The 13,204-nt window shown below is 59.8% G+C and carries 12 protein-coding genes; 4 read left to right on the top strand and 8 right to left on the bottom strand.

Annotated features, from left to right (window positions below; genetic code table 11):
* Positions 1 to 81 precede the first annotated feature (81 nt).
* The gene (locus JJQ51_RS28690) at positions 82 to 1,074 is read left to right on the top strand and encodes a GlxA family transcriptional regulator (RefSeq protein ID WP_113351107.1); all 993 of its coding nucleotides are present in this window, start codon (positions 82 to 84) and stop codon (positions 1,072 to 1,074) included.
* Here JJQ51_RS28690 and JJQ51_RS28685 read toward each other — a convergent pair.
* Complete coding sequence (locus JJQ51_RS28685; protein WP_269245578.1) at positions 1,049 to 1,924, bottom strand: LysR substrate-binding domain-containing protein; 876 nt, start codon at positions 1,922 to 1,924, stop codon at positions 1,049 to 1,051. The two genes, JJQ51_RS28690 and JJQ51_RS28685, sit on opposite strands and share 26 nt — an antisense overlap.
* Positions 1,925 to 2,028: 104 nt before the next feature.
* Here JJQ51_RS28685 and JJQ51_RS28680 point away from each other — a divergent pair, with 104 nt between their 5' ends.
* From JJQ51_RS28680 to JJQ51_RS28670, 3 genes are all read left to right on the top strand, one after another.
* Positions 2,029 to 2,946 carry a DMT family transporter gene (locus tag JJQ51_RS28680; RefSeq protein ID WP_113351109.1) on the top strand — a complete coding sequence of 306 codons (918 nt, stop codon included), beginning with the start codon at positions 2,029 to 2,031 and terminating at the stop codon, positions 2,944 to 2,946.
* A 66-nt stretch (positions 2,947 to 3,012) separates the two neighbouring features.
* The gene (locus JJQ51_RS28675) at positions 3,013 to 5,055 is read left to right on the top strand and encodes an NADH:flavin oxidoreductase (RefSeq protein ID WP_269245577.1); all 2,043 of its coding nucleotides are present in this window, start codon (positions 3,013 to 3,015) and stop codon (positions 5,053 to 5,055) included.
* 214 nt (positions 5,056 to 5,269) lie between these two features.
* Positions 5,270 to 5,632, top strand: a complete 363-nt coding sequence (locus tag JJQ51_RS28670; protein ID WP_113351111.1) for a hypothetical protein — start codon at positions 5,270 to 5,272, stop codon at positions 5,630 to 5,632.
* Positions 5,633 to 5,655: 23 nt separating this feature from the next.
* Here the strand turns inward: JJQ51_RS28670 and JJQ51_RS28665 are convergent, their stop codons facing one another.
* The 7 genes from JJQ51_RS28665 to JJQ51_RS28635 all read right to left on the bottom strand — a co-directional run bounded on the left by JJQ51_RS28665 (position 5,656) and on the right by JJQ51_RS28635 (position 13,156).
* Entirely contained in the window at positions 5,656 to 6,720 is a 1,065-nt protein-coding gene (locus JJQ51_RS28665) for an ABC transporter ATP-binding protein (protein WP_113351112.1), read from the bottom strand.
* Between the two features lie 15 nt (positions 6,721 to 6,735).
* Positions 6,736 to 8,250 carry a DUF5060 domain-containing protein gene (locus JJQ51_RS28660; protein ID WP_113351113.1) on the bottom strand — a complete coding sequence of 505 codons (1,515 nt, stop codon included), beginning with the start codon at positions 8,248 to 8,250 and terminating at the stop codon, positions 6,736 to 6,738.
* Positions 8,251 to 8,288: 38 nt separating this feature from the next.
* Positions 8,289 to 9,176 carry a carbohydrate ABC transporter permease gene (locus JJQ51_RS28655; protein WP_152094720.1) on the bottom strand — a complete coding sequence of 296 codons (888 nt, stop codon included), beginning with the start codon at positions 9,174 to 9,176 and terminating at the stop codon, positions 8,289 to 8,291.
* Complete coding sequence (locus tag JJQ51_RS28650; RefSeq protein WP_145317905.1) at positions 9,173 to 10,072, bottom strand: carbohydrate ABC transporter permease; 900 nt, start codon at positions 10,070 to 10,072, stop codon at positions 9,173 to 9,175. The genes JJQ51_RS28655 and JJQ51_RS28650 overlap by 4 nt, the downstream gene beginning before the upstream one ends.
* An 88-nt stretch (positions 10,073 to 10,160) precedes the next feature.
* Entirely contained in the window at positions 10,161 to 11,414 is a 1,254-nt protein-coding gene (locus JJQ51_RS28645) for an ABC transporter substrate-binding protein (RefSeq protein ID WP_113351116.1), read from the bottom strand.
* 78 nt (positions 11,415 to 11,492) lie between these two features.
* A complete protein-coding gene (gene dhaL / locus JJQ51_RS28640) occupies positions 11,493 to 12,140 on the bottom strand; it encodes a dihydroxyacetone kinase subunit DhaL (protein ID WP_113351117.1) in 648 nt (215 codons plus the stop codon).
* On the bottom strand, positions 12,137 to 13,156 hold the full coding sequence (locus JJQ51_RS28635) for a dihydroxyacetone kinase subunit DhaK (RefSeq protein ID WP_152094716.1): 1,020 nt from the start codon (positions 13,154 to 13,156) through the stop codon (positions 12,137 to 12,139). The genes dhaL and JJQ51_RS28635 overlap by 4 nt, the downstream gene beginning before the upstream one ends.
* Between the last annotated feature and the right edge of the window lie 48 nt (positions 13,157 to 13,204).

Here is a 13,204-nt window from a genome sequence, read left to right as displayed (position 1 = left end):
ATTACGAGCCATGAGACGCTTTCGTGCTTTGCATTATCGGAAGCATTCGATACAGTTTCGGAACGCTTGGAGGAATGCGTGATGCTGGCATCGGCAAACGAGACACTCGACATCGATCTCCTCATCCTTCCGGAGACGAACTTGATTCTGATCGCGTCGGTGATCGAACCCTTGCGCGGGGCCAATCGCATTTCCGGAGCCGAGCTTTATCGCTGGCGCCTTTTCACGCCGGACGGCTCTCCCGCGGAGACGACGAGCCTTATCCCGGTGCCAGCTTGCGCAAGCTTTCGGCCGACATCGGATGCGACGCCACTTTTTGTGCTCGCCAGTTACAATTGGCGGCGCAACGCCACGCAGGCGCTGAAAATGCAATTGTCGCAGACCGCACGCCATCGCTCGATGATTGCCGGCATCGAGTCCGGGACGTGGCTGCTTGCCGAGGCGAGCCTGCTCGATAATGTTTCCGCTGCCGTCCACTGGGAGGATTACGACGATTTCGCGCTCGCCTATCCGCAGGTGCGCGCGGTCAAGGACCGCTTCGTCATCGACGGCAAGCGGATCACCACGGCCGGCTCTCTGCCGACCGTCGATCTCATGCTCGAGATCATTCGGCGGCGGCAAGGCTATTCGTTGGCCCTCGAAGTTAGCCGCCTGTTCATTTACGAGCCGGCGAGCACGCAGAGTGTGGCAGAACTTTCGCCATCGACGGCCGGCTTGCGCATGCGCGATCCGCGCGTGGCGCAGGCAATCCGCCTGATGGAGGACCATATCGAACAGCCGCTGGTGCTCACGCGTCTCGCCCGCCGTGTTGGTGTCAGTGCACGCCATCTTCAGGCGCTTTTTCAGGAGAGCATCGGCGCGCCGCCGCATGTGCATTATCTGGCGTTGAGGCTCAATGCAGCGCGGCGCAAGGTCATCGAGACGAAAGCCTCCTTCGCCGAGATTGCAGCCATGACAGGTTTCAATTCGGCATCGGCCTTTTCGCGTAGCTATCGTGCCAGCTTTTCCGAAAGTCCCTCCGGCACGCGCCGCAGGCTGCGCCGTCGCATTACGGCTGCAGCAGAGCCGACATAGGCTGGAACGCCTCGCGCACCATTTCGGCCAGTTCCCGGATCGCCTCGCTCGAATGATAGGGGTTGCGGCGAAGCACGACGCGCGATGAATCCACAGGCGGAAAACCGTCGTCACTCGTCAGTTCGCGGCAACCGTTCGGAATGTTGCTGCGCGATAGCGTGGTCACGGCTAGCCCGGCGGAGACGGCGTTCTTCAAGCCCGAGCTCGTGTCGGCGATGAAGGCGATACGATAACGCCGCCCAATTTGCTCCAACGATTTCAGAGCGAAGTCGCGACACCATGTCGAATCCCGATAAACGGCGATTGGCATTGGGGTCGCCTCATGCACACGGTGCACCAACGATGTCACCCAGACCGTCGGGTCGATGCAGAGAACCTCGCCTTTGCTCTGGTTGTTCCAGTCAAAGACGACGGCCAGATCCAGTTCATCCTTTTCCAGCGCGGCCAGGTTATGTGCCGTGTAATCGCAGGAGACGGTCACTTCGACGGCTGAATGCCTGACTGCGAAAGCGGCTAAGGCGGCGGGAAGAATGGTCTGGCTATATTCCTCCGGAATCCCGATCCGGACCGGGCCGTCGAGCGGTTTGGTGCGAATATTTGCCGCCGCCTCGTTTAGAAGCTCGATCACGCGCTGCGCGTAGGGAAGCAATTGAGTGCCGGCTCGGGTGAGGACGGCCCCCCGGGCACTTCGTTCGAAGAGCGTTTCGCCGATCGTATCCTCGAGCCGCTTGATCTGGGCGCTGACGGCCGATTGCGTGCGGCCGATCCTTTGAGCGGCGGTGGAAAAATTGGACGTCTCGCTGATGACGAGGAAGGTCCGCAGAAGGTCGCTCTCAATGGGTTCACGCATTGGGGTCACAAATATTTCTGATAGCTACTATCTCTACTATTCGTTTGCCTGATGTCAAATATCGGCGCACACAGGAGCGTTCCTTCGTTCCTCCGAGTCCATACATGACATTCCAGTTTCCGGCCCGCTCCGCTTTTGCCAGCGAATATGAGAGGGGCGTTATACTTGTGGCGACAGCAATGCTTGCGTGGAGCTGCAGCGGCATCTATGCGCGCCTGCTGACCACGGACATATGGACGGCGATCGCCTGGCGTTCGCTGTTCGGTGGCTTGTTTCTGTTGATTCCCAGCTTTTTCCTCGAAGGTGGGTTTTCCAGGCGGCAATGGGCATCGATCTTTCACCCTGCCGGACTGGCGATGCTGGCCTGCCAGACCATCAGCCAGGCCTGCTTCATCGGCGCGCTTTACACGACCACGGTTGCGAACGTGACCATGATCTATGCGACGGCGCCGTTCATTGCCGCCTTCCTCAGCTGGACTATGCTGAAGGAGCGGGTCGCGAAGCGCACATTGGTGGCCGGCGGTATCTGCCTTATCGGCGTTGCTGTTATCGTTGCCTCGTCGATCGGCGGTGGTACAGGTGTCGGCGATCTGCTCGCGCTCGGCATGACTGTTACCTTCGCCCTCATCATCGTCATCCCGCGCATGGACCCGAGCATCCCGATCCTGCCGTCGAGCGTCGTCAGCGGGCTTTTGACCTTCGTGGTCTTCGTGCCCTTTGCCTCGACAAGCTCGGTGGACGTTCACAACTGGCTTCTGCTCGCCGCATTCGGGGCGACGAATTTCGCGCTTGCCTTCGTTCTTTTCCTGTTCGGATCAAGAAAGATGCCCGCCGCCGACGCCGCTCTCATCAGTTCGATGGAAATCGTGCTGACGCCGTTCTGGGTGTGGCTCTTCTTCTCGGAGATGCCGCCGGTTGCCACTTTTGTCGGCGGAGCGATCATCTTCGCGACGATCGTCTGGCATACCGCGATCGATCTGCGGCATAGCCGCCGCCGTCGCGCACCCGTCAATGGGCTATAGCCATAACCTCTCGTCTCAGCAAAGATAGCGGATCGAGCCTCGACTTCATAAAGCGATGAAAGTGACATGACCTCCAACGATCCCTTGCTCCAGCCCTATCAGCTCAAGCACCTGACACTGAAGAACCGCATCATGTCGACAGCGCATGAGCCGGCCTATTCGGAAGGCGGCATGCCGACGGATCGTTACAGGCTCTATCATCGCGAGAAGGCAAAGGGCGGCATCGCGCTGACGATGACGGCGGGCTCGGCGATTGTATCGGCCGATTCGCCGCCGGCCTTCGGCAATCTCCATGCCTATCGCGATGAAATCGTGCCCTGGCTGAAGAAGCTTGCCGACGACTGTCACGAGTTCGGGGCTGCTGTCATGATCCAGCTGACCCACCTCGGCCGCCGCACCGGCTGGAACAAGGGCGACTGGCTGCCGGTGCTGGCGCCATCGTCGATCCGCGAGCCGGCGCATCGCGCCTTTCCGAAGACGGCTGAGGATTGGGATATCGAGCGGATCATTGGGGACTTTGCCGCGGCGGCGCAACGCATGCAAGCCGCCGGCCTGGACGGTATCGAGATCGAAGCCTATGGCCATCTGACCGACGGCTTCTGGTCACCTGCAACGAACCGGCGTGAGGACGAATTCGGCGGCTCGCTTGAAAACCGCATGCGTTTCTCGGTGATGGTGACGCAGGCCATCCGCAAGGCTGTCGGCCCGGATTTCATCGTCGGCATGCGCATGGTGGCTGACGAGGACTGGGAAAAGGGGCTCTCGCGGGAGGAAGGCGTCGAGATTGCCAGGCGGCTGGTGGCCTCCGGCAATATCGATTTCCTCAATATCATTCGCGGCCATATCGATAGCGACGCGGCTCTCAACAATGTCATTCCCATCCAGGGCATGGCATCGGCACCGCATCTCGATTTTGCCGGCGAGGTGAGGGCAGCGACGAAGTTCCCTGTCTTCCATGCCGCCCGCATCGGCGATGTCGCCACCGCGCGTCACGCGATTGCGGAAGGCAAGCTCGATATGGTCGGCATGACGCGCGCGCATATCGCCGATCCGCATATCGTCAGCAAGATCATGACGGGCCAGGAGGCCAATATACGCCCCTGCGTCGGCGCAACCTACTGTCTCGACCGCATCTATGAGGGTGGCGAGGCGCTCTGTATTCATAATGCGGCAACCGGCCGCGAGGCCGAGATGCCGCATCGGATCGAGCGCGCGGCGGCGTTGCGCAAGGCTGTCGTCATCGGCGCCGGGCCTGCGGGCCTGGAAGCGGCGCGTGTGCTGGCTGAGCGCGGCCATAAGGTCGACGTGCTGGAGGCGAGCAGCAAGGCTGGCGGACAGGTGAATCTGCTCACGCGCAACCCGCGCCGCAAGGAGATGATCGGCATCATCGATTGGCGGCTGGCGGAGCTGGAGCGGTTGGGCGTCACGATCCACTACGACGTCTATGCGGGAGCTGATGAAGTCCTGGCGTTCGAGCCCGATCTCGTCGTCGTGGCGACGGGCGGTATCGCGCAATCTCCGGAGCTGGAGAGCGGCGACAGCCTTTTGACCTCCTCCTGGGACATTTTGGCCGGCGCGGTGAAGGCCGAGGGTCAGGTCCTGCTTTATGACGACAATGGCGGACATCCGGGCATGTCGGCGGCCGAAGTCATCGCCAATGGCGGCGCCGAACTGGAGCTTGTCTCGCCGGAGCGCTTCTTTGCGCCGGAGATGGGCGGCATGAACCATGTGCCCTATGCCAAGACCTTCGCCGAGAAGAATGTCCGTGTCACCATCAATACGAGGCTGAAATCGGTGCGGCGCGATGGCAATGCGCTCGTCGCTGTCCTCGGATCGGATTTCTCGGAAGAGACGCAATGGGAACGCAGAGTATCCCAGGTGGTCGTCGAGCACGGTACCATCGCGAATGATGAACTTTACCTGGAGCTGAAGCCCTTATCGCGTAACTTGGGCGCGGTCGATTATCCGGCATTGATCGCCCGCCGCTCGCCGCTGCCCGTCAAGAACGAAGCCGCTTCCTTCGATTTGATCCGCATCGGTGACGCGATCGCTAGCCGTAATATCCACGCGGCAATTTACGACGCGCTGCGCTATTGCTCGCTTCTGTGAGCCGAGCGGACGGTCAGGCTGCGCTCGAATTTTCACCAAGAATATTATTTATATCAATGCGATGTAATAAATACCTTGGGTGATAAATGAAGTTCTGGCGCCGCAGTGAGGCTACCAGACCGCCTTAATTTTGAAACAAAATGTAACAAGTTATAACACCCTGTTACCGGCCGAATCGTTATATTCGGGCATGTGAGTGAACGAGAGGTGTTTGATGCTGGCTACCCATGCGCCGTCCCCTTCGCGGACCGATGTCCTGATCTGTCTGGATAATCAACAAATTGCCTCGCGCATCAGTTCGCTTCTATCACAACAGGGATTGACGGTCGCAGCCATACCGACGGCCGGCCTTCAGGAGTGGTTCGATCCAACCGGTTGTCACCTGGTGGTGACGCATACCGCGATGATCGGAGACGTGCGGAGGCGGCTGAACTTGCCGGTCGTCAATATCGAGACTTTCATATTCGAGCGCCCTGATCATGTGACCGAGGGGGCTGCGCGGCAGTTCGACGGCAACGCCTTCGTCAAGCGCATTTTTTCCGTTATGAACGGTACGCAAAGGCGCGCGGCTGAGTGATTTAAGTCAGCGGTTGCTGTCTCCTATAATCGCTGCTGGCTGGCCTTGTCGAAGAAATGCAGGTTCGGTGTCTTGAGCGAGATCTGAATTGTCTGGCCCGGCACGAGTTCGGCTCGCTCTCTCATTACCCAGGTTAATTCCTTGCCCTCAAGATCGAGCGCGACATGCGTTTCGGAGCCGGTAGGTTCGACGACGGTCACGGTTGCGCTAACGCCGGCCTCCGTGGCAAACGAGATATCTTCTGGACGTATGCCGAGAATGACCTCCCGACCCTCCGATTGAGCCGGAGCGCTGGCGAGTTGGATGCGTGTGCCGGTTGGCAATATCAATTCCGGCGATGCACCGCCGGTAAGCTTGCCTTCAAGAAAATTCATGGCTGGAGAACCGAGGAAACCGGCCACGAAGACATTTTTCGGCCGGTCGTAAAGTTCGAGCGGCGAGCCGACCTGTTCGACCTTCCCGCCCTGCAGCACCACGATCTTGTCGGCCATAGTCATGGCCTCGATCTGATCATGCGTCACGTAGACGATCGTGGTTTTCAGGCGCTGATGCAGCGCTTTGATCTCGGCCCGCATCTTGACGCGCAGCTTGGCGTCGAGATTGGAAAGCGGTTCATCGAACAGGAAGACCTTGGGATCGCGCACGATGGCGCGGCCCATGGCGACGCGCTGGCGCTGGCCGCCGGAAAGCTGGGCGGGCTTGCGATCCAATAATGGTTGCAGGCCAAGTATCTTGGCGGCCTCGCCGACCTTCTGATCGATTTCGGCACGCTTTGCGCCGGCAAGCTGCAGCGCGAAGCCCATGTTCTGCGCCACCGTCATCTGCGGATAGAGTGCGTAATTCTGGAATACCATGGCGATGTCGCGATCTTTCGGCGGCAGGTCGTTGACGATCCGGCCGCCGATGGAGATTTCACCGCCGGTGATGTCTTCCAGCCCGGCGATCATGCGCAGCAATGTTGACTTGCCGCAGCCCGAGGGACCGACGAGAATGACGAATTCGCCGTCCGAGATTTCGACATCGACGCCATGGATAATGTTTACAGCGCCATAGGACTTCCTGACGTTCTTGATGGTCAATCCGGACATAACTTTTTCCTTGGATCAATGCTTCTTGCGGATGCGGAGCGCCTGGTATGGCTTGCCCGGCAGTTCCACGCCGAAGGCGGCGTCCGCCTTGCCGCCGCGCACGATCGCGCCGTGGCGCGTCGGATGCGGGATCGGCGCTTCCACCTTTTTTGCCGGCGTGACCGTCATTTCCCATGTGTCGATGATATCGACGTCATAGTCGGTTCCGTCCTTCGGCAGACCGGTGGACCAGATAACCGGTTGATGTTCGCCGAGATAGATGTAGCTGACATCACCATCCCTGGCGCCGGAAACGCGCGTCCACGGCCATTCGCCATAGGAGGACATGGGCTCAAGGCCGTTGACGACATCCTGCTCCAGCAGATCGCGCAGGAAGCCGATGCGCTTCCAGGCTTCCCCGCGCAGCTCGCCGCCTTTTGCCCACCAGATGAGATCCTCCGGATGCGAATAGGTTTCACCATGGCCGGCATAGCCGCCGCGCGTCACCGTAATCCAGAAGCGATGCACCAGCTCCTGTGCCGTCAGATTGCCCCAGGACTGAATGATATTGCCTTCATATTCCGGCTCGTCGTTGACGACGGGCTTGCCATAGGCTTCGCGCCATTCCTGTGTGCGCTTCACATCCCAGTTCTGGATGCAGGTATGGGTGACCCACGGCTTGCGATGATCGAAGTTCATTGTCGGCTCGCCGTTGTGGATCGACTTCAGATGGCCATAGGGATCGTTCTCTTCGAGAATGTGGAAGTAACGGTCCCACTGCTGCAGCGGCTTGGTGTCGAGAAGGAAGTCGTACTCGTTGGCAAGCGCCCACCAGACATTGCGATAGGCAGAAAGGCGCGCCGCGAGATAAGCGACGTAGCGGAAATCCTGCTCAGCCGACATATCGGCATAACCCCAGCGATCGTAGGGGTGGAACATGATGATATCGGCCTCGATGCCGAGATCGCAGAGGGCCGCGACCTGGCTCTCGAAATGGCGAAAAAGAACGGGGTTCGGCCGATCGAAGTCCTCCTTGCCGTCCGCGCCCTTTTCAAAGCAGGCATAAAGCGGCTCGTTGACGTTGTAGGGGTAGTCCTTGGGGAAGACACCCATGCGGATCTTGTTGAAGCGTGATTTCTTCAGCGTTTCGAGCGTCTGGGCCTGCATCTCAAGCGGCTGGTGCGTCCAGGCATAGCAGGTCGTGCCGAAGGAGAGGAAAGGCTTGCCATCGGCATAGGCGAAATGGAACTTGTTGCGGACGTGCACGGGGCCGTGGTTGCCTTCCGACGGCTTGGTGGCAACGAAAGAGCCAGTCTTGCCGTCCAGTTCCGATGTCTTCGAGCGCGTGCGGAACGACCAATCGCCTTCGTTGTCGGGCATGAAACGAACGCGATAGACACCGTCGCCGTCATAGAAGCCGGGTACGCGGACCTCGCGGCTGTGCTGGCTGAAAACGGCATCGAATGCCACATCGCGATAGGGATTACCGCTCGAAGGGCCGTTGAAGGCAGCTTCGAACACTCCCCATTTTTCGACGGACGCGTTGGACATGATATTCTCCTTGGAAGATGGATGAATGGCCCGACCGCTCAGCCCTTGACCGCACCGGAGGTGAGGCCGGAGACGAAGTAGCGCTGGAAGATCAGATAAACGATGGTGGCCGGTAGCACAGTCATGACGATCGCCGCGTTCAACTGCCCGTAATCATTGGAAAACTGACCCTGGAAGGACATGAGCCCAAGCGGCAGCGTCCACATATGCTGATCCTGCAGCAGCACGAGCGCCATGGCGAACTCATTCCACGTCGAAACGAAATCCAGGATCAGCAGCGCCGCGAGCACCGGCAGGCAGACGGGCAGGAATATCCGGCGAAAGATGGTGAAATGGCTTGCACCGTCGATCAGGGCCGCTTCCGACAATTCCTTCGGAATACCTTTGAAGAAGCCGTGCAGAATGAAGACCTGATAGGGCACGCCGAAGGCGATGTAGGGCAGGATCACGCCGGGATAGGTATCGATTAAGCCCAGCGAATTGACCAGCGTGAACAGTGGCGCCAGCATGACCTGAAACGGGATCATCGTGCCGAAGACGACAAGGAGCAGCAGGATCTTGCTGAACCGCAGGCGTATCTTGGCAAGCGCATAGGCCGCCATCGCCGAGAGGATGAGACCGAGCGGGACCTTAATCACGGTAATGATGGTGCTGTTCAAGAAGGCGCTGGCGAAATTGCCGCGGCCCCAGGCGCTCGAATAATTCTCGAAGGCGGGCTCAAGCGGTGGCATGAAGGCGCCGGTCGACGTCACATCAGCCTGCGTTTTCAGCGAGGTGAAGACGATGAAAACGAAAGGCGCGAGCCAGATCGCAGCCACCACCAGCAGCGCGATCCACAGGCCGATCAAGACGGGATCGCGCTTGCGCTTTGCCGGTGCAATCGTTTCGAAGTCGTCCGACATGGATGTGGCCGATGCTGCCGTCATTGTTCGGCCTCCTCATGCTTTTGCGTCCAGCGCAGGTAGGGAATGACGACGACGATGGTGATGAGCAGCAGGACGACCGAGATCGCGGCACCGCGGCCGAAATCGAAGATCTGCATGGCTTGTGTGAAGGCCCAGAGCGCCAGCATCTGTGTCGATTGCGCCGGCCCGCCGCCCGTCAGGCCATAAACGATGTCGAAGGCCTTCAGCGACGAAATGACCGAGAGTACAAGCACAATCGTCAGCGTCGTGCGCAATGCAGGCAGGGTGACGTAACGGAAGATGTTCCAACGCCCGGCGCCGTCGATGCGGGCGGCTTCGACCAGCGTCTGCGAGACGTTCTGCAGGCCAGCGAGAAACAGGACCATGGAAAAGCCGACGGATTGCCAGAGATAGGCAATGAAGACGGAATAGAGCGCGATATCCTTGTCGCCGAGCCAGTCCTGGATCCAGTCCTGCAGGCCCATGGAAGTCAGGATTTCGGTGAAGAGACCGAAGAAGGGATCGTACATCCATTTCCACATGGTCGCGACCGCGATCGGGGCGATAATGACAGGCAGATAGAAGATGGCGCGGAAGGTATTGCGGGCAAAGAGCTTCTGGTTGAGGCTCAGCGCGAGCAGCAGCCCGACCATGGGCGGAAAAATCACGCACATGATCGTCCAGATCACCGTATTGCGGAAGGCAACCCAGAAGACGGGGTCCTGCGTGAAGATATATTGATAGTTCGCTAGGCCGACGAAGGGGCGTTGCGGATCGAGGCCGTTCCATTTCTGGAAGCTCAGCACCACCACGTTCAGCATCGGGTAAAGCGCGAAAATCGCGTAGATCAGCATGGCCGGCGCAAGCAGGATCGCTGCCTGGACGCTGGGATCATGTGTTCGGTTGCGGAATGACATTTCTGATTGCTCCCGGCGGCAGCTGACGCGTGGGCATAAGGGTGAGGGAGGCCGTTCGCCGCGATGACGATCGGCCTCCCTCGATTGATCAGGTGCGACCGGCGATGAAGGTCTGCAGCTGCTTGGCGGCATCGACCGGCTGGATGTTGCCGGAGGCGACGTCGTTGATGACCCGGAAATATTCGGTGGTGACGTCGAGCGGGAAGGCCTGGTCGCCGTTCATGTAGACCTTGCTGTAGGTTTTGAAGATCTCAAGCCACTTCGCCTCCAGCGGCTTCTGATCAGTGTACTGGACATTCTTGTTGACCGAGATCGAGCTGATCTGGCCGACGAGATCCTGCTGCACCTTCGTCGACAGGAAGTAGTCGAGGAACTTTGCCGCAAGATCCGGGCTCTTGCTCTTGGTGCTGATGTAATTGTACTCGGCAAAGCCATAGAGGCGATTGGTGTTCGTCGGGAACGGCACGACGCCGTAATCGTCGAGATTGACCTTGCTGCCGCTCAGCTGGCTGACCAGCCAGTCGCCTTCGAGCATCATCGCAGCACGGCCGGCGACGAACAGGGTATAGGATTGCTGGTTGCTGATGCCCATGAAAGGCTTCAGCGTATAATCCTTCGTCCACTTGGCGAATTCGGTGAAGGCATCGGTTGCGCAGGGCTCCTTGGTCCAGTCGGCTTTCATGGCCATCAGCGCGTCATGCTTATCGGCGCCGCATTTGGTTTCGAGCAGCACGTCCATCAGGCGCATGACGTGCCAGTTGACCGAGCCGCCGAAGGTGAAGGCCGGAATGCCTGCGGCCTTGAGCTTGTCTGCTGCGGCCAGCAGCTCTTCATAGGTTTTCGGCTCCCCGGTGATACCAGCCTTCTGGAAGAGCTTCTTGTTGTAGTAGATCGCTTCGCCCTTGAAGGTGAAGGGAACGCCATGCTTGCCGCCCGGATAGAGATCGGCAAAGGCGGCGGCGGACGGAAGCAGTTCGTCGTTCCATTTGTACTGGGTGTAGTATTTGTCGAGCGGCAGCGAGAGTCCCGCCTTCACATATTCGCCGCCGAGGCCAAGGCCGGCCCAGCTGAAATAGATGTCCGGGCCTTTGCTGGAGCCTGCGGCCACGCGAAGGGCGGTCTTGTGTTCATCGACGCCGCGCTGGACGATTTCGACATGGGTGCCGGGATTGGCGGCCTCGAAATCCTTCGCCACCTTCTTCAGCGCGCCGTTTGCCGCGCCATTGTCGAAGTTCAGCGTCCACAGCGTCAGGTCTTCCGCGGCAACATTGGTTGCCGAAAAGGCCGCCGCTGCCATAGCAGCAGCGCCGAACCAACGCGCATATTTGAAGTTGCCAGCCATCTCCCGTCCTCCTCTGAGCAAAGCTGAGGGCGGTTTTGACAAATCGTTGTCAACATGTCAACTGGTATGATGAGCTTATCAGCGGTATCGCATGAAGTGATCGTGAAAACAGACCATGACGACGACGGCCGACGCCGCGCCGGGGTCCATATGTCCCAAGGCTCGATCGCCCAGGCGCGACGACCGGCCTTTTGCCGCGACCATATCCTTGGTTGCTTCTGCGCCCGCTTCGCCCGCTTCAAGGGCGGCGGCCAAGCAATCGGCGAGTGAAAGCCCTCGATCCATGGCCGCGCGGCAGGCTGCGGCAGCGGGTGCCCAAGCATCCACCATGGTCTTTTCGCCGACCTCCGCCTTGCCCCGATCCTGAATGCCCTTGGCAAAAGCTGCGAATATTTCGACCATATCGTCGTCGCTCAATGACGCCTTTCCCTTGGCGACCGCGCCTGCGCGCATCAAGGCGGTCGCATAGAGCGGTCCGGACGAGGCGCCCACCGCATTGAGGAAGGACTTTGCAGCCGTGTTGAAGACCAGCGTCGGGTTGGATGTCGATGATTCCAGCTCCGAAACCGCCTTGGCTGCGGCAGCGAAGCCGAGCTCCATGGCGATGCCGTGGTCGGCGTCGCCGATCACGCCGTCGAGTTCGCAGAGACGGTCCTTCTCGCGGGCCATTGCTTCGGCGATCCGCACGAAAAGCGATTTCAGCTCTTCTGTTCCGATTATGGTCATGACAGCGCCTCGCCGGAGCGGAACATGGCGCAATCGCAGGGGTGATCGATGAGCCGCTGCAATTCGTCATCGAGATGCATGAGGGTGATCGAGGCGCCGGTCATTTCGAGCGACGTGCAGTAATTGCCGACCAGCGACAGGTGAATGACGACGCCGGCATCGTCGAGCATGGCCTTGACCTTGCGCATCATGATGTAGAGCTCCATCAGCGGCGTCGAGCCTAGCGAATTGACGAGCACGGCGACCCGGTCGCCGCGCGCCGGCTTCATCTCATCGAGAATTTTGCCGACGAGTTCGCTCGTCACCTCGTCCGCCGATCGCATCGGCCCGCGGGCGACGCCGGGCTCGCCATGGATGCCCATGCCGATTTCCATTTCGTCGGCGCCGATCTCGAAATTCGGCTTGCGGGTTTGTGGCAGAGAGCAGGGCGAGAGCGCCACCCCCATCGTATAGGTGCGTTCGTTAGCCCACCGCGCCACCCGTTCCACGTCGTCGAAACCGTACATCAGGTCGCAGGCTGCACCCGCGGCCTTGAAGATGAAGACATTGCCGGCAACCCCGCGACGGCGCTCCTTCTGGTTGACCGGCGCAGAAGCGATGTCGTCCGTCGTCAGGACTGTACGCACCTCGATATCGTCCATGGCAAGCATTTCCGCCGCCATGTCGAAATTCATGACATCGCCGGCATAATTACCATACATGAACAGCACGCCGGCGCCGCCGTCGACGGCCTTGGCACATTCGATGATCGGATCGGGCGGCGGCGAGGCAAAGACATTCCCGATAGCGGCGGCATCGGCCAGCCCTTTGCCGACGAAGCCGAGAAACGTCGGCTCGTGCCCGGATCCGCCGCCGATGACCAGGCCGACCTTGCCGGCCCGTGGGCCATGCTTTGCCACGATCGAGCGCGGCGATCCCTCGACAGCGCGCAGATGGCGTGGATGAGCCGCCAAGATGCCGGCCAGCATCTCATCGACGGCGGCGGCACCCTCGTTGATCAATTTCTTCGTCTTCACGCCGAGACTCCCAAATCATTGTGATTGTTGGGACTAACTTGCGCGTCT

Source organism: Rhizobium sp. AG207R (genome assembly GCF_027109195.1).
In the GTDB taxonomy this organism is placed as follows: Bacteria; Pseudomonadota; Alphaproteobacteria; order Rhizobiales; family Rhizobiaceae; genus Rhizobium; species Rhizobium dioscoreae.
This window is presented reverse-complemented; position numbering and strand designations above follow the sequence as displayed.